The organism is Mesorhizobium sp. P2_D1 (assembly GCF_056404455.1).
This window is the reverse complement of record NZ_JBFUDZ010000003.1, coordinates 1-23,997: the sequence shown is the minus strand read 5'-3', so window position 1 is coordinate 23,997 and position 23,997 is coordinate 1. Positions and strand designations below refer to the sequence as shown.

Annotated in this window: 23 protein-coding genes and 1 pseudogene; 14 read left to right on the top strand and 10 right to left on the bottom strand. The window is 63.6% G+C overall.

Annotation, left to right across the window (positions count from 1 at the left end; translation table 11 throughout):
- The first annotated feature begins 58 nt into the window (after nt 1-58).
- From AC1D0I_RS04290 to AC1D0I_RS04250, 9 genes are all read left to right on the top strand, one after another.
- On the top strand, nt 59-538 hold the full coding sequence (locus AC1D0I_RS04290) for a formate dehydrogenase subunit gamma (protein ID WP_095082625.1): 480 nt from the start codon (nt 59-61) through the stop codon (nt 536-538).
- Nucleotides 535-2,091, top strand: coding sequence for a formate dehydrogenase beta subunit (locus AC1D0I_RS04285; RefSeq protein ID WP_477393300.1), 1,557 nt, complete (start codon nt 535-537; stop codon nt 2,089-2,091). Before AC1D0I_RS04290 ends, AC1D0I_RS04285 begins: the two co-directional genes overlap by 4 nt.
- 10 nt (nt 2,092-2,101) lie before the next feature.
- Complete coding sequence (fdhF, locus tag AC1D0I_RS04280; RefSeq protein WP_477393298.1) at nt 2,102-5,014, top strand: formate dehydrogenase subunit alpha; 2,913 nt, start codon at nt 2,102-2,104, stop codon at nt 5,012-5,014.
- Nucleotides 5,015-5,016: 2 nt separating this feature from the next.
- Complete coding sequence (fdhD, locus tag AC1D0I_RS04275; RefSeq protein ID WP_477393297.1) at nt 5,017-5,847, top strand: formate dehydrogenase accessory sulfurtransferase FdhD; 831 nt, start codon at nt 5,017-5,019, stop codon at nt 5,845-5,847.
- Nucleotides 5,837-6,148, top strand: coding sequence for a formate dehydrogenase subunit delta (locus tag AC1D0I_RS04270; protein ID WP_477393295.1), 312 nt, complete (start codon nt 5,837-5,839; stop codon nt 6,146-6,148). Before fdhD ends, AC1D0I_RS04270 begins: the two co-directional genes overlap by 11 nt.
- A 109-nt stretch (nt 6,149-6,257) precedes the next feature.
- Complete coding sequence (locus AC1D0I_RS04265) at nt 6,258-7,811, top strand: alpha/beta fold hydrolase (protein WP_477393294.1); 1,554 nt, start codon at nt 6,258-6,260, stop codon at nt 7,809-7,811.
- 109 nt (nt 7,812-7,920) lie between these two features.
- Nucleotides 7,921-8,400 (top strand): carboxymuconolactone decarboxylase family protein, encoded by a 480-nt coding sequence (locus tag AC1D0I_RS04260; protein ID WP_095082637.1) that lies wholly within the window; start codon nt 7,921-7,923, stop codon nt 8,398-8,400.
- Between the two features lie 87 nt (nt 8,401-8,487).
- Nucleotides 8,488-8,850: a nuclear transport factor 2 family protein gene (locus AC1D0I_RS04255; protein ID WP_477304929.1), complete on the top strand. Its 363-nt coding sequence runs from the start codon at nt 8,488-8,490 to the stop codon at nt 8,848-8,850.
- Between the two features lie 7 nt (nt 8,851-8,857).
- Nucleotides 8,858-9,172, top strand: coding sequence for a hypothetical protein (locus tag AC1D0I_RS04250; RefSeq protein WP_477393292.1), 315 nt, complete (start codon nt 8,858-8,860; stop codon nt 9,170-9,172).
- A gap of 47 nt (nt 9,173-9,219) precedes the next feature.
- On the opposite strand, the gene AC1D0I_RS04245 is transcribed toward AC1D0I_RS04250, so the two are convergent.
- From AC1D0I_RS04245 to AC1D0I_RS04215, 7 genes are all read right to left on the bottom strand, one after another.
- Nucleotides 9,220-9,705, bottom strand: coding sequence for an ester cyclase (locus AC1D0I_RS04245; protein WP_477304927.1), 486 nt, complete (start codon nt 9,703-9,705; stop codon nt 9,220-9,222).
- Nucleotides 9,706-9,743: 38 nt separating this feature from the next.
- Entirely contained in the window at nt 9,744-11,171 is a 1,428-nt protein-coding gene (locus AC1D0I_RS04240) for a gamma-aminobutyraldehyde dehydrogenase (protein WP_477393290.1), read from the bottom strand.
- A gap of 29 nt (nt 11,172-11,200) precedes the next feature.
- Nucleotides 11,201-12,016: an ABC transporter permease gene (locus AC1D0I_RS04235; protein ID WP_378986853.1), complete on the bottom strand. Its 816-nt coding sequence runs from the start codon at nt 12,014-12,016 to the stop codon at nt 11,201-11,203.
- Nucleotides 12,006-12,974 (bottom strand): ABC transporter permease, encoded by a 969-nt coding sequence (locus AC1D0I_RS04230; RefSeq protein ID WP_457154419.1) that lies wholly within the window; start codon nt 12,972-12,974, stop codon nt 12,006-12,008. Before AC1D0I_RS04230 ends, AC1D0I_RS04235 begins: the two co-directional genes overlap by 11 nt.
- Complete coding sequence (locus tag AC1D0I_RS04225) at nt 12,971-13,969, bottom strand: ABC transporter ATP-binding protein (RefSeq protein ID WP_477393288.1); 999 nt, start codon at nt 13,967-13,969, stop codon at nt 12,971-12,973. The genes AC1D0I_RS04230 and AC1D0I_RS04225 overlap by 4 nt, the downstream gene beginning before the upstream one ends.
- A gap of 188 nt (nt 13,970-14,157) precedes the next feature.
- Entirely contained in the window at nt 14,158-15,312 is a 1,155-nt protein-coding gene (locus AC1D0I_RS04220) for an ABC transporter substrate-binding protein (protein WP_477225264.1), read from the bottom strand.
- A gap of 216 nt (nt 15,313-15,528) precedes the next feature.
- A complete protein-coding gene (locus AC1D0I_RS04215) occupies nt 15,529-16,374 on the bottom strand; it encodes a class I SAM-dependent methyltransferase (protein ID WP_477393287.1) in 846 nt (281 codons plus the stop codon).
- Nucleotides 16,375-16,450: 76 nt separating this feature from the next.
- On the opposite strand from AC1D0I_RS04215, the gene AC1D0I_RS04210 reads away from it, so the two are divergent.
- Nucleotides 16,451-16,933 carry a helix-turn-helix domain-containing protein gene (locus AC1D0I_RS04210; protein WP_477393285.1) on the top strand — a complete coding sequence of 161 codons (483 nt, stop codon included), beginning with the start codon at nt 16,451-16,453 and terminating at the stop codon, nt 16,931-16,933.
- A 4-nt stretch (nt 16,934-16,937) separates the two neighbouring features.
- On the opposite strand, the gene AC1D0I_RS04205 is transcribed toward AC1D0I_RS04210, so the two are convergent.
- The gene (locus AC1D0I_RS04205) at nt 16,938-17,843 is read right to left on the bottom strand and encodes a LysR family transcriptional regulator (RefSeq protein WP_457154613.1); all 906 of its coding nucleotides are present in this window, start codon (nt 17,841-17,843) and stop codon (nt 16,938-16,940) included.
- Between the two features lie 104 nt (nt 17,844-17,947).
- Between AC1D0I_RS04205 and AC1D0I_RS04200 the strand changes: the two are divergent.
- A pseudogene (locus AC1D0I_RS04200) lies at nt 17,948-18,124 on the top strand (ATP-binding protein); the annotation flags it as partial.
- A gap of 92 nt (nt 18,125-18,216) precedes the next feature.
- Here AC1D0I_RS04200 and AC1D0I_RS04195 read toward each other — a convergent pair.
- Complete coding sequence (locus tag AC1D0I_RS04195) at nt 18,217-18,993, bottom strand: DeoR/GlpR family DNA-binding transcription regulator (RefSeq protein ID WP_095082659.1); 777 nt, start codon at nt 18,991-18,993, stop codon at nt 18,217-18,219.
- 428 nt (nt 18,994-19,421) lie between these two features.
- Here AC1D0I_RS04195 and AC1D0I_RS04190 point away from each other — a divergent pair, with 428 nt between their 5' ends.
- Nucleotides 19,422-20,309, top strand: a complete 888-nt coding sequence (locus tag AC1D0I_RS04190) for a phosphotransferase (RefSeq protein ID WP_477393283.1) — start codon at nt 19,422-19,424, stop codon at nt 20,307-20,309.
- Nucleotides 20,306-22,747, top strand: coding sequence for a GcvT family protein (locus tag AC1D0I_RS04185; protein WP_477393281.1), 2,442 nt, complete (start codon nt 20,306-20,308; stop codon nt 22,745-22,747). The genes AC1D0I_RS04190 and AC1D0I_RS04185 overlap by 4 nt, the downstream gene beginning before the upstream one ends.
- Before the next feature lie 7 nt (nt 22,748-22,754).
- On the opposite strand, the gene AC1D0I_RS04180 is transcribed toward AC1D0I_RS04185, so the two are convergent.
- Nucleotides 22,755-23,429 carry a class I SAM-dependent DNA methyltransferase gene (locus AC1D0I_RS04180; RefSeq protein WP_477393279.1) on the bottom strand — a complete coding sequence of 225 codons (675 nt, stop codon included), beginning with the start codon at nt 23,427-23,429 and terminating at the stop codon, nt 22,755-22,757.
- 69 nt (nt 23,430-23,498) lie between these two features.
- Here AC1D0I_RS04180 and AC1D0I_RS04175 point away from each other — a divergent pair.
- On the top strand, nt 23,499-23,997 hold a 499-nt coding region (locus AC1D0I_RS04175; protein WP_477393277.1), incomplete at its 3' end, for a protein kinase family protein.

The window sequence follows — 23,997 nt, the reverse complement described above, 5'->3', positions numbered from 1 at the left end:
TTTCCTCTGATTTTGTAAAGACTTAGCGATAAAAGCTATCGACCAGGGAGGGCGCTGCATGCCAATGCAGCCTGCAAGTACCGAGATCACATCGCGCACGACCGCGATCATCCAGGAGCTGAAAGGCCTCGAAGGCCCGCTGCTGCCGATCCTGCACGGCATCCAGGAAGAGTTCGGCCATGTGCCGCAGGATGCGCTGCCAGTTATCGCCGAGGCGCTGAACATCTCCAGGGCCGAGGTGCATGGCGTTGTCACCTTCTATCACGATTACCGCAGCCATCCGGCCGGCCGGCATGTGCTGAAGGTCTGCCAGGCAGAATCCTGCCAGTCGATGGGTTCCGACGCCATCGCCGCCAAACTGAAGCAGTTGCTGGGCATAGGCTTCCACGAGACGACCCGCGACGGTTCGGTGACGCTGGAGCCGGTCTATTGTCTCGGCCTGTGCGCCTGTTCGCCCGCCGCCATGCTCGATGGCGAAGTGATCGGGCGGCTCGATGACGAAAAGCTCGACGAGATCGTTGCCGAGGTGCGCTCATGATCCCGCGTATCTACATTCCCGCCGATTCCGGTGCACTGGCGCTTGGCGCCGAAAAGGTCGCCAAGGCGATCGCCAGTGAACTGGCGGAGCGCGGCATCGAGGCCAAGATCGTGCGCAACGGCTCGCGCGGCGCTTATTTCCTCGAACCGATGGTCGAAGTTGCGACCGCCAATGGCCGCGTCGCCTATGGGCCGGTCAAGCCATCCGACGTCAAAAGCCTGTTCGACAGCGGCTTCCTCACTGGCGGCCCTCACAAGCGCTGGCTGGGCGCTCCGGACAAAATCCCCTTCCTGGCCAAGCAGACACGGCTGACCTTCGCGCGTTGCGGCGTCATCGATCCGCTGTCACTCGAATCCTACAAGAAGCATGGCGGCTTGAATGGGCTGACGAACGCGTTGGCATTGACGCCCGCCGCCATTGTCGCCCAAGTCACCGAATCCGGACTGCGCGGGCGCGGCGGCGCGGGCTTCCCGACCGGCATCAAGTGGAAGACGGTGCTCGATACCGCTGGCGACCGCAAATACATCGTCTGCAATGCCGACGAAGGCGACTCGGGCACCTTCGCCGACCGTATGATCATGGAGGGTGACCCCTTCGTGCTGATCGAAGGCATGACGATCGCCGGAATCGCCACGGGTGCGACCCAAGGCTTTGTCTATGTCCGCTCGGAGTATCCGCATGCGGTGGCGATGATGAACAAAGCCGTCGAGGTTGCCCGCAAGGCCGGAGTGCTTGGCGCGAGTGTGCTGGGTTCACCCTACGCTTTCGACATGGAGATCAGGGTCGGCGCAGGCGCCTATGTCTGCGGCGAGGAGACGGCGCTGCTTGACTCGCTCGAAGGCAAGCGCGGCATGGTCCGCGCAAAGCCGCCGCTGCCGGCGCATAAGGGGCTGTTCGGCAAGCCGACGGTGATCAACAACGTCATCTCGCTGGCCTCGGTGCCCGTCATCATGGACAAGGGTGCGGCCTTCTACAAGGATTTCGGCATGGGCCGCTCGCGCGGCACGATCCCGATCCAGATCGCCGGCAACATCAGGTATGGCGGCCTGTTCGAAGCGGCCTTCGGCATGACGCTGGGCGAGATCGTCGACGACATCGGCGGCGGCACGACGACGGGACGCCCGGTCAAGGCGGTGCAGGTCGGCGGACCGCTCGGCGCCTATTTCCCGCGCGCCCTGTTCGACACGCCGTTCGATTATGAAGCCTTCGCGGCCAAGGACGGGCTGATCGGCCATGCCGGCATCGTGGTGTTCGACGACACTGCCGACATGCTGAAACAGGCACGCTTCGCCATGGAGTTCTGCGCCATCGAAAGTTGCGGCAAGTGCACGCCCTGCCGCATCGGCTCGACGCGCGGTGTCGAGACCATCGACAAGCTCGCGGCGGGCATCGAGCCGGAGAAGAACCTCGCTCTGGTCACCGACCTCTGCAACACGATGAAATTCGGCTCGCTGTGTGCGCTGGGTGGCTTCACGCCTTACCCGGTCATGAGTTCGATCACCCATTTCCCCGACGACTTCAAGCCTGCGCCCGTGCGCGTGGCTGCTGAATAGGAGCTGGCAGATGAACATCAAGGCCGACTTCCCATCACTCGTCGAAGAGATCGACTACGGAACTCCGCAATCGAAGGCGCAGAAGCAGGTCACGCTGAGCGTGGACGGCCGCAGCATCACCGTGCCGGAAGGCACCTCGATCATGCGTGCCGCGATGGAAGGCGGGGTCGAGATCCCGAAGCTTTGCGCCACCGACATGCTGGACTCCTTCGGTTCATGTCGTGTCTGCCTTGTCGAGATCGAAGGGCGCGGCGGCACGCCAGCGTCCTGCACGACACCTGTCGGCGAAGGCATGGTGGTGCATACGCAGTCCGGGCGGCTTGACGCCATTCGCCGCGGCGTCATGGAGCTTTACGTCTCCGACCATCCGACCGGCTGGAACGAGACGGCCGGAACCGGAGCCAGCGAGTTCGATGCGGTGGCGAAGTCGATCGGCTTGACCGAGAACCGCTACGGCATCGAGGGCCGCAACCACGTCAAGCAGGAAAACGGCGTGGCGCCCGGCCATGGCTCGCTGACGGTCGATTACATCGCACGCGACGAATCCAACCCCTATTTCACCTATGATCCCACGCAATGCATCGTCTGCTCGCGCTGCGTGAGGGCCTGCGAAGAGGTGCAGGGCACCTTCGCGCTGACTATCGAAGGACGTGGTTTCGAATCCCGGGTTTCGGCGGGAATGCACGAGGCGTTCATCGATTCGGAATGCGTGTCCTGCGGTGCCTGCGTGCAGGCCTGTCCGACCGATGCGCTGCGCGAAAAAACAGTCCTTGCCAAAGGCCTGCCGGAGCGCTCGGCCGTCACCACCTGCGCCTATTGCGGCGTTGGCTGCTCGTTCAAGGCCGAAGTGAAGGATGACGAGGTCATCCGCATGATGCCCTACAAGGAGGGCAAGGCGAACCACGGTCATTCCTGTGTGAAGGGCCGTTTCGCTTATGGCTACGCCACCCACAAGGACCGCATCCTGTCGCCGATGATCCGCGAAAAGGTCACCGACCCCTGGCGCGAGGTGACCTGGGAAGAGGCTATTTCCCACACGGCCAAGGAATTCCGCCGTATCCAGTATCAGTACGGCCGCACCGCGATTGGCGGCATCACCTCGTCGCGCTGCACCAACGAGGAAACCTACCTCGTCCAGAAGATGGTGCGGCAGGGCTTCCGCAACAACAATGTCGACACCTGCGCGCGCGTCTGCCACTCGCCGACGGGCTACGGGCTCGGCCAGACCTATGGCACCTCGGCCGGCACGCAGGATTTCGACTCCGTCGACTACACAGACGTTGCCGTCATTATCGGTGCCAATCCCGTTTCGGCCCACCCGGTGTTCGCCTCGCGGCTGAAGAAGCGGCTGCGTCAGGGCGCCAAGCTGATCGTGCTCGATCCCCGTCGCACCGAGATGGTCAAGTCGACACATGTTGAAGCGGATTATCACCTGCCGCTGAAGCCCGGCACCAATGTGGCGGTGTTGACGGCGCTGGCGCATGTGATCGTCACCGAGGGTCTTTTCAACGAGGCCTTCATTCGCGAACGTTGCGACTGGGCGGAGTTCCAGGATTGGGCATCGTTCGTCGCCTTGCCGGAAAACAGCCCTGAAACCGTCGGCAAACTGTCCGGCGTCGACCCGGAGTTGATCCGCGGCGCGGCGCGTCTCTATGCTACCGGGGGCAACGGCGCGATCTATTACGGCCTCGGGGTGACGGAACACAGCCAGGGCTCAACCACGGTGATGGCGATCGCCAACCTCGCCATGGCCACCGGCAATATCGGCCGGCCGGGCGTCGGCGTGAACCCGCTGCGTGGCCAGAACAATGTGCAGGGCTCCTGCGACATGGGCTCGTTCCCGCACGAACTGCCGGGCTACCGTCATATCTCCGGCGAAGCCGTGCGCGACATCTATGAAAGCCTGTGGGGCGTGAAGCTGGACGACGAACCCGGCCTGCGCATCCCCAACATGCTGGACGCCGCCGTCGACGGCAGCTTCAAAGGGATCTACATCCAGGGCGAAGACATTCTGCAGTCCGATCCCGACACCAAGCATGTCGCCGCCGGTCTGGCTGCCATGGAATGCGTCGTCGTGCATGACCTCTTCCTCAACGAGACGGCGAACTACGCGCATGTCTTCCTGCCGGGCTCGACCTTCCTCGAGAAGGACGGCACCTTCACCAATGCCGAGCGTCGCATCAACATGGTGCGCAAGGTTCTGGAGCCGAAGGCGCGCTACGCCGATTGGGAGGCGACGCAGGAGCTTGCCCGGGCGATCGGGCTGGATTGGAACTACCGGCATCCCTCCGAGATCATGGACGAGATCGCCCAGACGACGCCGAGCTTCGCCGGCGTCTCCTTCGAGTTGCTCGACCGTGTCGGATCCGTGCAATGGCCCTGCAACGAGAAGGCACCGCTCGGCACCCCGATCATGCATATCGATGGTTTCGTGCGCGGCAAGGGCAAGTTCATCCGCACCGAATATGTGGCAACGGACGAAAGGACCGGCCCGCGCTTCCCGCTGCTGCTGACCACCGGCCGCATCCTGTCGCAGTACAATGTCGGCGCGCAGACCAGGCGCACCGACAACATCATGTGGCACAGCGAGGACCGGCTGGAGATCCACCCGCACGATGCGGAGAATCGCGGACTGCGCGACGGCGACTGGGTCCGGCTGACCAGCCGCTCAGGCGAGACCACGTTGCGCGCGCTGATCACCGACCGGGTGTCGCCCGGCGTGGTCTACACGACCTTCCATCATCCGGACACGCAGGCCAACGTCATCACCACCGACTTCTCCGACTGGGCGACCAACTGCCCGGAATACAAGGTGACGGCGGTGCAGGTCGGCGCCTCCAACGGCCCGTCGGAATGGCAGCGCGACTATGACGAACAGGCCAAGCAGAGCCGGCGCATCGCCTCGTTGCAAGCGGCGGAGTAGTCTTGAGCGAGCGCCGCAAAGCCACGACGCAGGTCTCGCGGCTGGCGCGTCGCGCGAGCGGGACGACGGCTGCCAACCGGATGGTGCCTGAAGAGACGCCGGTGGCGTTCTCGTTTGCCGGCACCACCCATGCGGTGATGATGGCAAGCCCGGCCGATTTCGAGGATTTCGCGCTTGGCTTCTCGCTGACCGAAGGCATCATCGCCAAGCCTGACGAGATCGAAGCCATCGAGGTCGAGGATCATGGCGCCGGCATCGATATCCAGATCCGGTTGAAGGACAGCGCCAATACGCGTTTCGAAGCGCGGCGCAGACGACTGGCTGGCCCGGTTGGTTGTGGCCTGTGCGGTATCGAATCGATCGAGGAAGCGATGCGTTCGGTCGACGCGGTCGGTTCGTCGACGCTTACATTTGATGCCGACGATATCGTCCGCTCGGTCAAGCTTTTGTCGAAAGTGCAGCCGCTGCACACGGAGACCGGAGCCGTGCACGCCGCCGGCTTCTATATGCCGGACAAGGGCATCGTCATGGCGCGTGAGGATGTCGGCCGCCACAATGCGCTCGACAAACTCGCAGGTGCGTTGGCGAAAGCCGGCATCGACGGCTCAACGGGCGCTGTGGTGGTGACGTCGCGCGTTTCGGTCGAAATGGTGCAGAAGACGGCGGCTATCGGCGCCGCAATCATCATCGCCGTTTCGGCGCCGACCGCGCTCGCCATCCGCACTGCGGAGGCCGCCGGGATGACACTGGTTGCGCTGGTTCGCGGCGATGATTTCGATATTTTCACCCACCCCGACCGGGCGGTTTGCGGAGTTGCCAAGCATGTCGCATGACGAAGAACACATCATGAGCACCAGCGAGAAGCTGGTGCGCATGGCAAACCAGATCGCCGACTTTTTCCATTCCAAGCCGCGCGAGGAAGGCATTGCCGGCGTCGCCGAGCATATCAACAAGTTCTGGGAGCCGAGGATGCGGCGGCAGTTGTTCGATTTGCTGGACGGCGGCACCGAGAACTTCAACGAGTTGGTGGTCGCCGCCTCGGCCAAGATCAGGCGACCGATCACGCCGGCTGAGGCTGACCTCCGACTCGGGCTCGAGGCCTCCCCGACCGACGTCGCCGCTTCGCAAAAATAGCGCCGAGGCACCGCGCCTATGTTTTCCATCGCTAAAGTTTGAACTGCCGCGATCAGGCTGTTCTGCTATGGTTTGACGACCAGAAATCGTCAGGCCGGGGCGGAACCTCGTGAGGCCGATCGAGACCCGATATGCCCGTAGCGGCGATGTGCGGATCGCCTATCAGGTGGTCGGGCAGGGATCGTTCGATCTCGTCTTCGTGCCCGGCTTCATTTCCAATCTCGAGCTGCACTGGGAAGACGAAGGCTACAGCCGGCTGCTGAAGCGGCTTTCGGCATTCTCGCGGCTGATCCTGTTCGACAAGCGCGGCACGGGACTGTCCGACCGCGTCGACGCGCACCACCTGCCCAACCTCGAAACGCGCATGGACGATGTGCGTGCCGTGATGGACGCGACCGGCAGCGGCCGGGCCGCACTGCTTGGCGCCTCGGAAGGCGCGCCAATGGCGATGCTGTTCGCCGCCACCTATCCGGAGAGGACGCGGGCGCTGGCGCTCTATGGCGGCTATGCGCATTTCCACAAATGGGTGATGCCGCCGGAACGCCTCGAGGCCTTCATCGAGACGGCTGAAACGTCATGGGGCACGGGTGCCACCTTGCCCAGCTTCGCGCCGGGCCGGATCGACGACCCGCATTTCACCCAATGGTGGGCGCGCTTCGAGCGGTTGTCGGCAAGCCCGACCTCAGCGGGCGCACTGGCGCGCATGAACGCCGGGATCGACGTGCGCGGCGCGCTGGYGGCAATCCGCGCGCCAACGCTGCTGATCCATCGCCGCAACGATGTGCGGGTCGATCCTGACGCCAGCCGCTTCCTGGCCAAGACCATCCCGAATGCGCGGCTGGCGGAAATCCCCGGGCGCGACCATCCGATCTGGACCGGCGATGTCGATCGGGTGGCTGACCTGATCGAGGAATTCCTGACCGGCCAGCGCGCCGTGGCGGAAGCGGAGCGCGTGCTGGCGGCGCTTTTGGTGACACGCATCCATGACACGGCGCGGCTCGGCGACCGCATGTGGAGCGAACGCAGCCAGCGCTTCCAGGAAACATGGCGAACCCTTGTCGGACGCCATGGCGGGCGCTGCGTGGAAACGCATGGCGAAGTGATGATTTCACGTTTCGACGGACCGGGGCGCGCCTTGCGATGCGCAGCGGCATTGCGCGACGCAGCGCAGGACATCGGCGTAGCGAGCGCGCAGGGGGCACATGTCGGCGAGGTCGAGTTGCGCGGATCGCCGGAAGGGCTGACAGGTCGCGTGACGATGCAACTCGCTGCTCATGCCGGGCGCGGCGACATCCTGGCATCGCGGCTGGTCGCGGAGCTGGCGGCCGGCTCAGGGCTCCATTTCGCCGATGCCGGCCGCATCAGCATCGATGAACTGGACGAGCCGCTGGCGCTCGTGCTGGCGATGTCCGAACAGCATCTGGAACCGGCCTGCCGCCCCAAGGCCAGGTCGACGGAGCCGGCTTCGCTGACGGCGCGCGAGAGCGAGGTTGTGAGCCTGATTGCCGATGGCAAGAGCAATGCCGCGATCGCCGCCGAGCTCAGGCTGAGCGAGCACACGGTCAAGCGCCACGTCGCCAATATACTGCTCAAGCTGGACCTGCCGTCGCGGGCCGCGGCAGCGGCATTTTCCGCCAGGCACACTGGCCCGGACGGGCCATAGGAGCCATGGCGCTTTCGGGCGAAGCGGCGCGTGGCCTGCAGGCGCTATCAATTCTCTCCATGCGGGCCAGGCGGATGTCGCCGGGAAGGGCCTGCCAAGGGAGGATCAAATGCTGAAGTCAAACCGGACACTCGGATCGCTGGTGATTGCGGCAGGTGTTGGAGCGTTGTTCGCTATCGCCCCCGCAAAGGCCGAGGACGCGTCTGCGACAGCCGCCTACAAGGACATCCAGGCGACGCTCGGCTCGGTCCCGGACATGTTCAAGACGCTGCCGGATGTGGCGGTCGCCGGCGCCTGGGCCGAGATCAAGGGCGTGCAGCTCAACCCGAAGACCGCGCTCGACGGCAAGACCAAGGAACTGCTGGGGCTCGCCGTCGCCGCGCAGATCCCGTGCCAATACTGCATCTATTTCCATACGGAGGCGGCCAAGCTCAACGGCGCCAGCGACGAGGAGATCAAAGAGGCGGTGGCGATGGCCGCGATCGTGCGCCACTGGTCGACGATGCTCAATGGCAGCCAGGTCGATCTCGCGACCTTCAAGAAGCAGACCGACGACGTGTTCGCGGCCGTCAAAGCCAAGTCGCAGTGAGGAAATCCCTGCCCGGCGATAAGCGCCCGGCAGCATCATGATGATCGACCGCCCGATCGCGAAGACGGGCATATGGAGGACAAGAAGATGCTGACCAAGACACAGAGCGTAGACGGCGCGGCGATCAAGAAGGCGATCGAAGGCCGTGATGGAAAGATGCTGTCGAGCTTCTATTCGGACGATGCGCTGGTGCGGGTAATCGACCGCAACAATCCGCCGAGCAAGCCGCGCGAAATCCGCGGGCGCGCGGCGATCAGCACGTTCTGGGACGACATCTGCAGCCGGGCGATGACCCACAAGGTCGATACCACGATCGCCGATGGCGACAGCCTCGCCTTCACCCAGGCCTGCACCTATCCGGACGGCACGAAAGTGTTCGCGGCAGCCATGCTGGAGATGAAGAACGGGCGGATCGCACGGCAGACCGTCGTGCAGGCCTGGGACGAGTGAGCCGTCCATGTTCAGCGCCAGATGGCAGATCGACGCCAAGTTCGGGCACATGCAGACCGTGCTCGAACTGATGAAGAAATGGGAACGCGAGATCGGCTCGCAGGTCGGCCTCGCCGACCTGGAATTCCAGATCATGACCGGATCGATCGGCGCGCGGGAGGCGACGATCGAATCCCACCACAAGGTCGAAAGCCTGGCCCAGCTGGAGGCGTTCTTCGCCAAGATCGGCAAGATCGACGCCCACGCCAAATGGGGCAAGGAGTTGGAGCCCTATGTCGTATCGGGCACCAGCCTGTGGAATATCTATCGCATCGTGGAGTAGTGGCCGGTGCCCTTCTCCCCGGCAACGGGGAGAAGGGCAGGCGGCGACTACATCAAGCCAAGCTGCTTGTAGAAGCCTAGCGCATCGTAATAGTCGCTCTGGGTAGCGATCTTGCCGTCCTTGATCGAGAACATCGAGGCGCCGGTGAAAGAGAACTTCTTGCCTGTGGCGGCAGTGCCGTCGGCCCAGGCGCCGGTATTGGTGCCGGCAAATTCCCATTCGAACGAGACGCGGTCGCCCTCTACGACAGGCGCGCCCTTCATCGTCCACACCGCGTCGGGGACCGCTTTCAGGAAATTGTCGATGACGCCGGTCTTGGCGGCTTCCTTGCCCTTGACCGGTTTGCCGACAGAAGCGTCGTAGTAGGTGACGTCGTCGGCGAAGTAGCCGGCCGCCTTGGCCGCGTCATGGGCGTTCCAGGCGGCGACATAGGCTTCGACCACCGATTGCGCGGTGTCGGCGGCAAAGGACGGCGCCGCGACAAAGAGCGCGGCGGCGACAGCTGCGGATGTCAGAAATTTGCGGCGATGCATGGTTCTTTCCTCCCTTGTTGATGGCTTCCTTCAGCGCGCTAGCCGTGAGCAACCATCACATGGCGCACGGCGGTGTAGTCTTCCAGCGCATAGAGCGACATGTCCTTGCCGTAGCCGGATTGCTTCAACCCGCCATGCGGCATCTCGTTGGTCAGCATGAAGTGGGTGTTGATCCAGGTGCAGCCATATTGCAGGCGGGCAGCCGTCGCCATGGCGCGCGAGACATCCTTGGTCCATACCGATGACGCCAGGCCATAGTCACTGTCATTGGCCCAGTTCACCGCCTCGTCGACCTCGGAAAAACGAGTGACCGACACGACCGGGCCGAACACTTCTCGGCGAACGATCTCATCTTCCTGCAGCGCGCCGGCAACGACGGTCGGCTGGTAGTAGAAGCCCGACCCCTCGCCGGGCTTGCCGCCGGTGGTGATCTCGATGTGCTTCAGTTCCGAGGCACGCTCGACGAAGCTCGAGACACGGTCGCGCTGGCGGCGCGAGATCAGCGGGCCGATCTCGTTTTCGGTGTCATCGGGGCGATTGTACTTGATGGTCGAGACAGCCGAGGAAAGATCGGCGACGAGCTTGTCGTAGATCTTCTTGCCGGCATAGATTCGGCAGGCGGCGGTGCAATCCTGGCCGGCATTGTAATAGCCGAAGGCGCGCAGGCCGTTGACCACCGCGCCGAGGTCGGCGTCATCGAAGACGATCACCGGCGCCTTGCCGCCGAGTTCGAGGTGCGTGCGCTTGACCGATTTGGCGGCCGCCTGCAGCACCTTCTTGCCGGTGGCGACATCGCCGGTGATCGAGATCATGTTGACCTTAGGGTGATTGATCAGCGTGTTGCCGACGCTCTCGCCGCGGCCGAGCACGACATTGACGACGCCTTCCGGCAGGATTTCGGCAAGGATTCTTGCCAGCTTCAGTGCCGTCAGCGGGGTCTGCTCCGACGGCTTGAAGACCACGGTATTGCCGCCGGCGATCGCCGGCGCCAGCTTCCAGGCCATCATCATCAGCGGGTAATTCCAGGGTGCGATCGAGGCAACGATGCCGATGGCGTCGCGGCGCACCATCGAGGTGTGGCCGGGCAAATATTCGCCGGCGACCACGCCTGGCATCGAGCGAACGGCGCCGGCAAAGAAGCGGTAGCAATCGACGATCGCCGGAATTTCGTCATTCAGCACGGCGTTGATCGGCTTGCCGCAGTTGAGCGCCTCGAGCGTCGCGAACCCTTGTGCCTCGGCCTCGATACGGTCGGCGATCTTCAGGAGATAGCCGGAGCGCTGCGCCGGCGTTGTGCGCGACCACGAGACGAACGCTTGTTCGGCGGCCGTGACCGCCGCCTCGATCTGCGCCTGGCTGGCTTCGGGAAGGTTGAGGATGGTCGCCCCGGTCTTTGGATTGAGGATCGGCTCCTCGATTTCGGTGCCCTTCTCGAATTTCGAGCCGATCAGCATCTGGGTGTCCATGGACGTCTCTCCCTTACGAATTCGTGGATTTACTTGCCCGAACCGGCGATCTGGTCGCCATCGCGCGTCAGGTAATAGGCGGCGAGGATCGGCAGCAGCGTCACCAGCACGACAACCATCGCGACGACATTGGTGACCGGGCGCTGGCGCGGTCGGATCAGCTCTTCCAGCATCCAGATCGGCAGCGTCTGCTGCTGGCCGGCGGTGAAGGTGGTGACGATGACCTCGTCGAAGGACAGAGCGAAGGCCAGCATTCCACCGGCGAGCAGCGCGGTGGCGATGTTGGGCAGCACAACATGGCGGAAGGTCTGGAAACCGTCGGCGCCGAGATCCATCGACGCTTCGATCATCGAACCCGAGGTGCGGCGGAAACGGGCCACGGCATTGTTGTAGACGACAACGACGCAGAAGGTGGCGTGGCCGAGCACGATCGTCCAGAACGAGAACGGAATGTCGGCCAGAGAAAAGGCCGAGCGCAGCGCGATGCCGGTGATGATGCCGGGCAGCGCGATCGGCAGGATGACCAGCAGCGAGATGGTTTCGCGGCCGAAGAATTTGGTCCGCGACACTGCCGCCGAACAGAGCGTGCCGAGGACCAGCGCGATCGCGGTCGAGATCGCGGCAACCCTGACCGACAGCGATAGTGCCTGCCAGACATCGGGCCGGTTCCAGGTGACGGCGAACCACTGCGTGGTCAGACCGGGCGGCGGCCAGACAAAACTCTTCTCCTCCGTCGTGAAGGCGTAGACGAAGATCAGCAGGATCGGCAGATGCAGGAACAGCAGCCCGCACGCGGCCGCGATCTTCAGGCTGAGCGGAGCCGACTGAGAACCATCAGAGCGCATCGAAGGCCCCCATGCGCTTGGCGCCCCAAAGGTAGAAGCCCATGATGACGATCGGCACGACGGTGAAGGCGGCGGCGAGCGGGATGTTGCCGGCGGTGCCTTGCTGGGAATAGACCGCCTGGCCGATGAACAGGCGCGAGGTGCCGATGATCTGCGGGATGATGTAATCGCCGAGCGTCAGCGAGAAAGTGAAGATCGATCCGGCGACGATGCCCGGCAGCGCCAGCGGGAACAGCACATTGCGAAAGGTCTGTCCCGGCGAAGCCCCCAAATCGGACGAAGCCTCGACCAGATTGCCCGGCACGCGCTCGAGCGCCGCCTGTACCGGCAGGATCATGAACGGCAGCCAGACATAGACGAAGACAATGAAGGTGCCGGTGAACGACACCGACAGCGAATTGCCGCCGACGACCGGCAGCGACAGCCAGGCGTCAATCAGCCATTGCAGATGCAGCTTGCCGAACAGCCAGGTGAGGATGCCTTCCTTGGCCAGGATCAGCTTCCAGGCGTAGATCTTGACCAGATAGCTCGACCATAGCGGCAGCATGATGCCGAGATAGAACAGCGCCTTCCAGCGGCCACGGGCATAGCGCGCCGCGTAGTAGGCGATCGGAAAGGCGATGATCGCCGAGGCCAGCGTGACCAGCGCCGCCATCGTCACCGTGCGCAGGATGATGTCGAGATTGGCCGCCTGGAACAGGTCGCCATACGTCTTCAGAGTGAATTGGCGGTTGATGAGGCCGGAAAACTCGTCGATGGAGAAGAAGCTCTGCGCCAGCAGCGCGAACAGCGAGCCTATATAGACGATGCCGAGCCACAGAACCGGCGGCAGCAGCATGAGGAGCAGCAGAACCTTGGGTCTGCGCCAGAAAAGGTCCGATAGCGCGCCGCGCAAGCCACCGCTGCCCGGCAGGATGGCGGGCGCCGTGGCGCGCGGGATGGCGGCGTCGAGGCTCATACCGGCTCGTCCATCAGGTGCAGGTGCTCGCGGTTGAAGGTGAGCATGACCGCCTCGCCTTCCGCGGGCAGTGCGTTGCCGGCCGGCACGATGGCGTGCAGCTTCAATCCGTCGGCATCGAGCGCGAGTTTTGTCGTGGCGCCGAGATAGTTGGTCGAGACGAGGCGAGCGGAAACGCCTTCGCCACTTGCAGTGCGGCCGACGCGAATGGATTCAGGCCGCAGGCTGCCCCAGCGATGCTGGCCGCAATAGCGCTGGACGAAATCGGGCGGCAGCACGTTGGAGGAACCGACGAAATCGGCGACGAAGCGGGTCTTCGGCCGCTGGTAGATATCCTCCGGCGTGCCGATCTGCATGATCTTGCCGTCATTGAAGACGGCGACGCGGTCGGCCATCGACAGCGCCTCGCCCTGGTCGTGGGTGACGAAGACGAAGGTGATGCCGAGCACTTTCTGCAGCGACTTCAGCTCCTCCTGCATGTTCTCGCGCAGCTTGAGGTCGAGGGCGCCGAGCGGCTCGTCGAGCAGCAGCACCTTGGGCTGGTTGACCAGCGCACGGGCAAGCGCGACGCGCTGGCGCTGGCCGCCGGAAAGCTGGCCGGGGCGGCGGGCGCCATAGCCGGGCAGCCGCACCAGCGACAGCGCCTCTTCAGCCGCCTTGTGCCGTTCCGCCTTGCCGATGCCCTTGACCATGAGGCCATAGGCAACATTGTCGAGCACGCTCAGATGCGGGAACAGCGCGTAATCCTGGAACACGGTGTTGACGTTGCGGCGATAGGGCGGCACGCCCTCGGCGCGTTCGCCGAAGATCGAGATCGAGCCCGAGGTCGGCTGCTCGAAGCCGGCGATGAGGCGCAGGCACGTGGTCTTGCCGGAACCGGACGGCCCGAGCATGGCGAAGAACTCGCCCGGCGCGATATCGAGATCGACCGCATCGACGGCGCGAACGCTGCCGAAATGGCGCGAGGCTTTCTGGAAGGAAACGGCGGTGGTCATGGGTTGTCCTGATCTGTCAGGCTCATCAAAATCAAGCGGCTGCGCTGCCCCTCATCCGCCTGCCGGCACCTTCTCCCCGTATAGTGACGGGGAGAAGAAAGCGCTCCAACGCTGGCGACCCCCTCTCCCGTTCTTCACGAGGAGAGGGTAAGGGTGAGGGCAGCGCCGAGCTCAGCAACGAGGCGAAATCACCTCCCGCCGATGACGCCGATATAGTCCGACACCCAGCGGTAATAGGGCACGCACTGGTCGTTCTCGGTGGCGCATTTCGACACCGGCGTCTTCCAGAACTTGATCTTGTCGAAATTGTCGTAGCCGTTGGTCTTGCAGCCTTCGTCGGTCAACAGCTCGTTGCCCTTGCAGGCTGCAGGCACCACCGGCAGCGAACCGAACCAGGCCGAGACATCGCCCTGCACTTTCGGCGACAAGGAATGTTCCATCCACATATAGGCGCAGTTCGGATTGGCGGAGTCGGCCTCCATCATGGTGGTGTCGGCCCAACCGGTGACGCCTTCTTCCGGCACGGTCGACGCGACCGGTTTCTTGGCGGCGACCAGCGCATTGACCTGATACGGCCACGAGCCGGAAGCAACGACGCCTTCGTTCTGGAAATCGTCGACCTGGATGGCGGCGTCATGCCAGTAGCGGCCGACCAGCGTGCGCTGGACGCGCAGCAGTTCGAGCGCCGCCTTGTACTGGTCCTCGTTCAGCTCGTAGGGATCCTTGATGCCGAGTTCCGGCTTGTGGAACATCAGATAGTTGGCGGCGTCGGCGATATGGATCGGCCCGTCATAGGCCTGGACGCGGCCCTTGTTGGACTTGCCGTCCGGCAGCTTCATTTCCTCGAAGACGATGTTCCAGCTCTTGGGCGCTTCCTTGAACACCTCGGTGTTGTACATCAGGACGTTCGGACCCCACTGGTAGGGAACGCCGTAGTGGACGCCGCCGACGGTGAACCAAGGGGCGTCCTTCAGGCGTTCGTCGACAGTCTTCCAGCTCGGAATGAGATCGGTGTTGATCGGCTGCACGCGCTTGCCGGCAACGAGGCGCAGCGATGCATCGCCCGATGCGGTGACGAGGTCGAAGCCGCCCTCGTTCATCAGCGAGACCATCTCGTCGGAGGTGTTGGCGGTCTTGACGTTGACCTTGCAGCCGGTCTCCTTCTCGAAGGAGGTCACCCAGTCATAACCCTTGTCGGTTTCGCCGCGTTCGATGTAGCCCGGCCAGGCAACAATGTTGACCTGACCTTCGCCCTTGCCAATTTCCTTGACCTGGGCGACGGCCTGACCGGAGAAGGTCAGCGCGACCGTCAAAGCAGTGCATGACTTCAGGAATGAATTCATCATCGATCTCCCATTTTGGCGCCTGACCCCGAAAGCCGGTTTCGGTCTTCGCTAGGGGTCACGCGCGGACTGAAAAACTGTCAGTTCGTGCGTTGGACTTGATGTCGCTCTGGTGGCGACTTTGGTCCCTGGACCGAAAGTGCTTTGAAAATTCCGGTTTCGCAAATTCATTTATCAGAAAGGCGATATCGGTTTTTCCGATAGATCGATGCCCCTTCAAGCCAGCGCCGTCACCAGCCAGCAGGCGGCGTTGAAGCGAGCCTCACCATCCTCCACGAATGGCGCGAACGCAGCAGGCAACACCGCAGTGATTTTTTCGGCCGTTGCCCGGTCAACCTCACGTAACGCGGCGCCGACCGGCCCTAATCGGGTGACAAACCTTATCAGATCATCTTCGGCGATCCGACACGGGACATCCACCTGTTCGACTTCGATTGACGACCAGCCGCTCGTTTCAAGAATCCGCTTCACCTTGGCGGCGTTGGCAAAGGCAAACTGCCCCGGCGCATCGGGGTCCGGCGCGGGTGCGGGCGGCAGGAAAGGCGCAGCCGCTCGCGCGGCGGTCGTCATGAAATCATTCTCGGCCGGACCGCGCCAGGCAACAAAGGCGAGTTTGCTGCCGCGGCTTGCGGCCTGTCTTATGTTGGCGAACGCGGCCACGGGATCATCGAAGAACATGACACCAAAGCGCGAGACAACAGCGTCGAATTTCCCGGCTTCGAACGCATACGTCTGGGCATCGCCCACTTCAAAACTTGCGTTTGCTGCCTTTTCTGCCCCCTTGCGTTTCGTCGCCAAGGCGACAAGCGGCTGCGAGATGTCGAGCCCAACACAATTTCCGTCGTTGCCCACGCGGCGCGCCATCGCCAGAGTCGTGGCGCCGGCGCCGCAGCCGATGTCCAGGACATTGCCCCCTTCCCTGGGATAGCCGGCATCGACTACCAGCCGCTCGAACGGCGCCATTACCTGGTCGAGGATCGGTTGCATCTCAACCCAGGCCTTTCCGCTGGCGTCGTTCCAGAGCGCGGCTTGCCGTGTGTTGGGCTGCGCGGATTGCGGCATAACGGACCTCGCTTTTCTGTTGCTCTCACTGATCGTCGCGAGCACTCTACGAGTTCAAGCCGACTTGAGGTCAAGCATGAAAGATATGGACATTGCCGAAGTGTCGCGCCGCACCGGCGTGCCCGCCTCGACGCTTCGCTATTATGAGGAGAAAGGCCTCATCGCTTCAATCGGCCGTCGCGGCCTGCGCCGCTTGTTCGACCCGGCCGTCCTGGAACGGCTCGCTTTGATCACGCTTGGACGCGCCGGTGGATTCGCACTGGACGAGATTTCCGCGATGCTGAGGCCCGACGGCCTGCCGAAAATGGATCGAGGGCGCCTGGATGCCAAGGCGGACGAACTGGACCGCACCATCCAGCGCCTGACCGCGATCCGAGAGGCTTTGCGTCACGCCGCCCGATGTCCGGCCGCCCGGCCGATGGAGTGTCCGACGTTCCGCCGCGCCGTCAGGCTTGCCGGCGCTGGCCGCTTCGAGGTTGCTCCGATCGGGTCGTTCAAGGCGGAGGCGGTTTCCGTCACAAGGCGCAAGCGCGAGACTGGAGACGTCAGGCTGGAGTAGGCCACTAGCGGCGGACCGTGCGCTGCGACTGGGCGAGGCCTATAAAATCGCGCGCCGCCTGCGGCAGGCCCGACCCGCGGCGCCACACCATGCCGACCTGGACCACCGGCAAGGAGCCGGAAATATCGCGCGATTCGATGCGGTCGCCTTCCAGCGACCAGGGCCGGTAGACGAGGTCGGGCAGCAGCGCCACGCCGGCGCCGGTGGCAACGAGACTGCGCACGGCTTCCACGGAACGGGTGCGAAAGGCGACATGCGGCTTGGCGCCGATCGCCGTCAGCAGCTTGCCGGTGTTCTCCTCGATCTCGTCGACGGTCAGCATGATCAGCGGCTCGAAGGCGATGTCGCCAATGCTGATGATGTCGGCGCCGGCGAGCGGGTGGCCGAGCGGCAGCCAGAGGCGATAGGCCGAGACCTCGAGGATTTCCGACTGCAGTGCCGTGCGGTCGCGCAGGTTGGAGGTGACCATGACGGCAATGTCGAGCTTGCCGCCGATCAAGAGATGTTCGAGATAGTCGCCATTGTCCTCGATGGCCGAGACCTCGACGCCGGGATAGGCGCGGCGGTAGCGGGCCAGAAGATCCGACAGCACGTAGCCGGCGACCATCGAGGTGACGCCGAGCTGCAGCCGGCCGCCTGCTGCTGCCTGTTCGCCGGAGAAGGAGCGGCGTGCATCCGAAACGTCGGCAAGGATTTTCGTTGCATGGCGCAAGAACTGGTGGCCCTTGTGGGTGATGTTCAGGCCGCGCGGATGGCGTTCGAACAGTTCGACCCCGAGATCGCTTTCGAGTTCCTTGATCGCTTCGGTGACCGAGGATTGCGAGATCGACAGGTTCTGCGCGGCACCCGACACCGTGCCTTGCTCGGCGACGGCGATGAAGAACTGCAACTGGCGGATGGTGAAGGCCATGCCGGACTAAACACCGGCGCGCAAGGGAAGGAAAGCCGACGGCAGAGCTTATCCCGTGACTGGTGACTGTGCTGCGAGCTCAGCCTGATACGCCGCCGGCAGCACCGGGCGAGCGGGAGCGCATCTTCGAGCCGTTCTACCGGCTGCAGGATTATGGCGCCGGGCTTGGCCTCAACCTGGTGCAGGAAATCATGCAATTGCATGGCGGGCGCATCGAGATCCTCGACGACAGACCGAGCGGTGCCTGCTTCAGGATGACTTTTCGCGCTCTGACGGCATAGGCATGTCCGCAGGCGACCACCGCGCGTAGCGGCGCGTTTGAGATCCGTATGCGTCCACCAATTGCTCGTGTTCGGCCAGACTCTTGCGGACTCTAGAATCCGGCTGCGTCGCCGGCGATGCTGAGCCGAGCGCCGGCTTGCGAGAGGGCGGCGGCAATGTCGCGCGACGGCGACCGGTCGGTGGCGAGTTCGGAAAACCCGTCGAGGCCGCAAACCTGGACCAGACCCAGGCGGCCGAACTTGGTGTGATCGGTGACGACGAGCGAACGCTGGCCGCGCGACAGCACCATGCGGGCGAACTCGGCCTCTTCCAGATCGTAGTCCATGACGCCCATCACTGCATCGACTGCGCCGGTGGAGATGATGGCATGGCTGACCGAGAAACGGCTGACGAAGTCGATGGCCGAGGCCCCGAAGGCAGCGCCTGAATCGCTGCGCAATTCGCCGCCGGCCATGTAGACCTTGTTGCCGTTGACGGTGGCCAGCGTGCGGGCGATGTCCGACGAGTTGGTGACGACGGTCAGCCGCCGGTGGCCGAGCAGCTCACGGGCCAGGAACGAGGTTGTCGTGCCGGTGTCGAGCATGATCGATTCACCGTCGCGGATGGTGGCGGCCACCATGCGGGCAATGATCCGCTTGGCGTCTGCATTCTCGCGCATGCGCCGTTCGAATGGCGCTTCGCCGATCATCGACGGCAGGCCGATGGCGCCATGCATCTTGAGGACGGAGCCGTCGCCGGTGAGCGGTTTGACGTCACGGCGCACGGTCTCGAGTGAAACGCCCAGCCGGTCGGCCAGGCTGGCGATGGTGACGGTCCCCTCTTCCTGCAGCAGCCGCAGGATCTCGCCGTGTCGTTTTGAATGGACCATTTGGGTTTCCCGGACTTAGCCGTTTGCCCGATTCTAAGCTAATTCGAGCGGTTTTAAAGGAACTACCCGCGCTTTCGGGCAAAATACCCGAAAAAAGTCACAACTTTTTGTTGACAGGCAGGCAACCTTGGCGTGAAATTGAGTTATCAAACACGAGTTCGGAGCTGCAACGGGAGGGTGATGGCAGAGCCGCAACTCATTGACCAGGCAGTTTTGAACGTGTCTGGCGCAAGGAATTTTCAGATCCGCGGGGGCGGATGCCGGGGTCAAAAACCTGGCCAAGGGGCTCGTCGGTGCGGTGCGGGATACCGATCCTGGCGTCTCGCACCGACGAGATTTTTTTGCTTCTCCTCGCTGTCGTTGGGCTGTCCATGGCGCCCTTGCCGACGCTCCGCAAAGTCGACGCTCAGCAAACCAGGGATGATTCCGTGATTGCAGAAGACCGCATCCGCGCCCTGCCCTGCTGGACCRGCAACATCGAGATCGCGCCGTTGCCGGGCGGCCTGAGCAACGCCAATTATGTGGTCGAGGACGGGGCCGGAAAGCACGTCGTGCGCTTCGGCAGGGACTATCCGTTCCATCATGTCTTTCGCGAGCGTGAGGTGATGACCGCGCGTGCGGCACATGCCGCCGGTTTCGCGCCAGCCGTCCTCCATGCCGAACCGGGCATCCTGGTGACGGAATACCTTGGTGCGAAAACCTATCTTGCACAGGACGTGCGCGCCAATCTTGGTCGTGTCGCAGCCCTGATGCGCGGTTTCCACCGGGAGATGCCCAATCACGTCTCCGGCGCCGGCTTCATGTTCTGGGTGTTCCATGTCATTCGCGACTATGCGCGGACCCTTGAAGAAGGCGGCAGCCGCAAGCGCAGCGAATTGCCGCGCCTGCTGACGCTAGCTGACGAGCTGGAGCGCGCGCAGAAATTGCTGCCGATCGTCTTTGGACACAACGATCTTTTGCCGGCTAATATCCTTGACGACGGCAGCAGGCTATGGCTGATCGACTTCGAGTATGCCGGTTTCAACACGGCGATGTTCGACCTTGCCGGCGTCGCCTCGAATGCCGGCATGAGCGACGAGGAATCCTTCGCCTTCCTGACCGCCTATTTCATGAAGGAACCGGATCAGGCGATCCGCCGCTCGCACGCGGCCATGCAATGCGCTTCGCTGCTGCGCGAGGCGATGTGGAGCATGGTGTCCGAACTCTACCTCGACGCGCCCGGCATCGACTACGTCGCCTACACCGAGGAGAACCTGACGCGGCTCGAAGCCGCGCTCGATAACTACAGAACGAAGTACGGGATACAGAAATCATGACATTGCCCAGCCAGGCCGCGATCGTCGTCATTGGCGGCGGCATCATCGGCTGTTCGACGGCCTATCATCTGGCGCGTGACCACAAGGCGGACGTGGTGCTGCTCGAACAGGGCAAGCTGACATCGGGCTCGACCTGGCATGCCGCGGGCCTTGTCGGGCAATTGCGCTCGTCGGCCTCGATCACCCGCGTGCTCAAATACTCCGTCGACCTCTACAAGGGACTGGAGGCCGAAACCGGCCTTGCTACCGGCTGGAAGATGACCGGCTGCCTGCGGCTGGCCACCAATGCCGACCGCTGGACCGAGTACAAGAGGCTGGCGACGACGGCGAAAAGCTTCGGCATGGACATGCAACTGCTGTCGCCGGCGGAGGTCAAGGCGATGTGGCCGCTCCTGGAAACCGGCGATCTGGTGGGCGCTTCCTGGTTGCCGACAGACGGCCAGGCGAGCCCTTCGGACATCACGCAGTCGCTGGCGAAAGGCGCGCGCATGCATGGCGCCAAACTGTTCGAGGATGTGCGCGTCACCGGCTTCGAGATGAAGGATGGCCGCATCGCGACGGTGAAGACCAGCAAGGGCGACATTGCCTGCGACAAGGTGGTCAACTGTGCCGGGCAATGGGCGCGGCAGGTTGGCGCCATGGCCGGCATCAACGTGCCGCTGCAGCCGGTGAAGCACCAGTACATCATCACCGAGAAGATCGATGGGCTGGCGACCGACGCGCCGACCATCCGCGACCCGGACCGGCGCACCTATTTCAAGGAGGAGGTTGGCGGGCTGGTGATGGGCGGTTACGAGCCCAACCCGCAGGCCTGGACGACCGGAGATGTGCCTGACGATTGGGAGTTCCGGCTCTTCGACGACGACTACGACCATTTCGAACAGCATATGCGCCAAGCGATGGCGCGCGTGCCGGCGCTCGAAACCGTCGGCGTCAAGCAGATGATCAACGGGCCGGAGAGTTTTACGCCGGACGGCAATTTCATTCTCGGCGCGGCGCCCGAACGCGCCAATATGTTTGTCGGCGCCGGATTCAACGCCTTCGGCATCGCCTCGGGTGGCGGCGCCGGCTGGGTGCTAGCGCAATGGGTGGTCGACGGCGAAGCGCCGCTCGACTTGTGGGTTGTCGACATCAGGCGCTTTTCCAACCTGCACCGCAACCGGCAATGGGTCTGCGACCGCACGCTGGAAGCCTATGGCAAGCACTATACGATTGGCTTCCCGCATGAGGAGTACGCCAGCGGGCGGCCGCGCATCGTCTCACCACTTTACAACAGGCTGAAACAGCAGCGCGCCGTGTTCGGCTCGAAGCTTGGCTGGGAACGGCCGAACTGGTTCGCGCCCGAAGGCGTCGAGCCGCAGGATGTCTATTCGATGGGTCGCCAGAACTGGTTTTCGGCGGTCGGCGAGGAGCACCGGCACGTGCGCGAGAAGGTCGGCATCTTCGATCAATCCTCCTTTGCCAAATACGAACTGAGCGGGCCTGACGCGCTGAAGGCGCTGGACTGGATCTGCGCCAACGACGTCAGCAAGCCTGTCGGCCGGCTGACCTACACGCAGCTTCTCAACACGCGCGGCGGCATCGAGGCGGACCTGACCGTGGCGCGGCTGGCCGAGGAGAAATTCTACATTGTCACCGGTACCGGGTTCCGCACCCATGATCTGTCATGGATCGGCGACCATATCGGCGAAGGGCTCGATGCCACGCTTGTCGATGTCACCGAGGAATTCGGCACGCTGTCGCTGATGGGGCCTCGGGCGCGCGACGTGCTTTCTGCCGTGACCGAAGCCGACGTGTCGAACACCAGTTTCCCGTTCGGCCATGTGCGTGAGATTGCCATTGCCGGCCACACAATTCGGGCGCTGCGCGTCACCTATGTCGGCGAACTCGGCTGGGAACTGCATGTGCCGATCGCGGCGACAGGCGAAGTCTTCGATGCGCTGATGGCGGCCGGCGGGAGGCATGGCATCCGCCCGGTCGGCTATCGCGCCCTGGAATCGCTGCGGCTGGAAAAGGGCTATCGCGCCTGGGGCTCCGACATCACGCCCAACGACACGCCGCAGGAAGCCGGCTTGGGCTGGGCGGTCAAGCTGCGCAAGAACACCGATTTCGTCGGACGGCGCGCGCTCGAGAAGACCAGCGGCGCGGCCTTGAAGAAGCGCTTTGCCGGCTTCACGGTCGTTGACCCGGAAATCGTGCTGCTCGGCCGCGAGACCATCCTGCGCAATGGCGAGCCGGTCGGCTATCTCACCAGCGGCGGCTATGGCTACACGGTGAGCCGGAACATCGGCTACGGCTACGTGCGCAACGGCGACGGGGTGAGCGACGATTTTCTCGCCTCGGGCGACTATGAACTGGTCGTGGCGATGGAGCGGACGCCGGCCCAGATCCATCTCGAGCCGATGTACGACCCGACAGCCGCCAAGGTCAAAGTGTAGATCGGGGTCAAAGCGTAGATAAGGTGACGCGCAGGGCGAGACCGCGGCTGGGGACGGTGTCGGCCTCGCCCGGCATGGAGACGTAAGGGCGCGTTTCCTCGATGCGGGTGACGAGGCCTTGCGCCTCGAGTTCGGCGATGCGAGCGCCAAAGCCGGCTTCCCACAACGTGTTCTTGACTGTCAGCACGATGATGCCACCCGGCTGGCAGATGCGGATCAGTTCGTCCAGCCCCTCAGCGCCGACATGGCCGGAGGTAAAGACACCGGCCGAAATGATGCCGGCATAGGCATCGTCGGCAAACGGCAGCTTGCCGCCGAGCGCCAGGCAATGCAGCGCCGAATAGACCCCCTTGCGGGCGGCCTGGGCCAGCATGCCTTCAGATATGTCGAGCGCCTCGACCAAGGGATAGCCTGTTATATCAAGCCATTCGCCAATAAGCCCGGTGCCGGCTCCCGCATCGAGCAGCGGCGCGGCACCGCGCGGCAGATGGCGGGCCAGCAAGGCAAGGCAGATCGTCGGATGGCGATAGCCGGCAGCCGACATGTCGGCGTCATAGGTCTGCGACCAGCGGTCATAGAGTGCCGCGACGTCCTCTGGCCGCTTCGCCGCGTAGGCTGCTGCAAGCGGGCCTCGATGTTTGCTGTGCGCCACTTTTGTCCTGTCCACCAATCGGTCTTGCATCGCATGATAGCCAAACCACGAAAATTGTGGAACCGTCGCTGCGACAAATAACAGCGTGGGGGCGCAGGCATGGTGACAGACGAGGCGCGTGCGGCACTTGCCGACATTTCCTTGGCCACGATTCCCATGCTGGCCGGCTACACCGGGCCGCTCGAACGGCTCGGCGGCCTCACCAATCTGGTCTTCAAGGCTGGCGAGTTCTGCCTGCGCATTCCCGGCAAGGGCACCGAGGAATACATCAACCGCGCCAACGAGGCGGTGGCGGCGCGCGAAGCGGCAAAGGCGGAGGTCAGTCCAGAGGTGCTGCATGTCGATCCCGCCACCGGGGTCATGGTGACGCGCTTCATCGCCGGCGCCGAGACGATGTCGCCGGAGAAATTCAAGGTTCGGCCCGGCAGTCCGGCGCGGGCCGGGGAGGCCTTCCGCAAACTGCACAATTCCGGCGCGGTGTTTCCCTTCCGCTTCGAACTGTTTGCGATGATCGACGACTATCTCAAGGTGCTGTCGACCAAGGACGTCGCCCTGCCCACCGGCTATCACGACGTGGTGCGCGAGGCCGGGAGCGTGC

Coding starts and splice junctions, on each gene's coding strand:
- AC1D0I_RS04220 (WP_477225264.1), bottom strand. CDS start 15,312: ATGAATTCATTCCTGAAGTCATGCACTGCTTTGACGGTCGCGCTGACC.
- AC1D0I_RS04285 (WP_477393300.1), top strand. CDS start 535: ATGATCCCGCGTATCTACATTCCCGCCGATTCCGGTGCACTGGCGCTT.
- AC1D0I_RS04195 (WP_095082659.1), bottom strand. CDS start 18,993: ATGGTCCATTCAAAACGACACGGCGAGATCCTGCGGCTGCTGCAGGAA.
- AC1D0I_RS04205 (WP_457154613.1), bottom strand. CDS start 17,843: ATGGCCTTCACCATCCGCCAGTTGCAGTTCTTCATCGCCGTCGCCGAG.
- AC1D0I_RS04180 (WP_477393279.1), bottom strand. CDS start 23,429: ATGCAAGACCGATTGGTGGACAGGACAAAAGTGGCGCACAGCAAACAT.
- fdhF (WP_477393298.1), top strand. CDS start 2,102: ATGAACATCAAGGCCGACTTCCCATCACTCGTCGAAGAGATCGACTAC.
- AC1D0I_RS04230 (WP_457154419.1), bottom strand. CDS start 12,974: ATGAGCCTCGACGCCGCCATCCCGCGCGCCACGGCGCCCGCCATCCTG.
- AC1D0I_RS04240 (WP_477393290.1), bottom strand. CDS start 11,171: ATGGACACCCAGATGCTGATCGGCTCGAAATTCGAGAAGGGCACCGAA.
- AC1D0I_RS04255 (WP_477304929.1), top strand. CDS start 8,488: ATGCTGACCAAGACACAGAGCGTAGACGGCGCGGCGATCAAGAAGGCG.
- AC1D0I_RS04235 (WP_378986853.1), bottom strand. CDS start 12,016: ATGCGCTCTGATGGTTCTCAGTCGGCTCCGCTCAGCCTGAAGATCGCG.
- AC1D0I_RS04215 (WP_477393287.1), bottom strand. CDS start 16,374: ATGCCGCAATCCGCGCAGCCCAACACACGGCAAGCCGCGCTCTGGAAC.
- AC1D0I_RS04185 (WP_477393281.1), top strand. CDS start 20,306: ATGACATTGCCCAGCCAGGCCGCGATCGTCGTCATTGGCGGCGGCATC.
- AC1D0I_RS04225 (WP_477393288.1), bottom strand. CDS start 13,969: ATGACCACCGCCGTTTCCTTCCAGAAAGCCTCGCGCCATTTCGGCAGC.
- AC1D0I_RS04245 (WP_477304927.1), bottom strand. CDS start 9,705: ATGCATCGCCGCAAATTTCTGACATCCGCAGCTGTCGCCGCCGCGCTC.
- AC1D0I_RS04270 (WP_477393295.1), top strand. CDS start 5,837: ATGTCGCATGACGAAGAACACATCATGAGCACCAGCGAGAAGCTGGTG.
- AC1D0I_RS04260 (WP_095082637.1), top strand. CDS start 7,921: ATGCTGAAGTCAAACCGGACACTCGGATCGCTGGTGATTGCGGCAGGT.
- AC1D0I_RS04290 (WP_095082625.1), top strand. CDS start 59: ATGCCAATGCAGCCTGCAAGTACCGAGATCACATCGCGCACGACCGCG.
- AC1D0I_RS04210 (WP_477393285.1), top strand. CDS start 16,451: ATGAAAGATATGGACATTGCCGAAGTGTCGCGCCGCACCGGCGTGCCC.
- AC1D0I_RS04250 (WP_477393292.1), top strand. CDS start 8,858: ATGTTCAGCGCCAGATGGCAGATCGACGCCAAGTTCGGGCACATGCAG.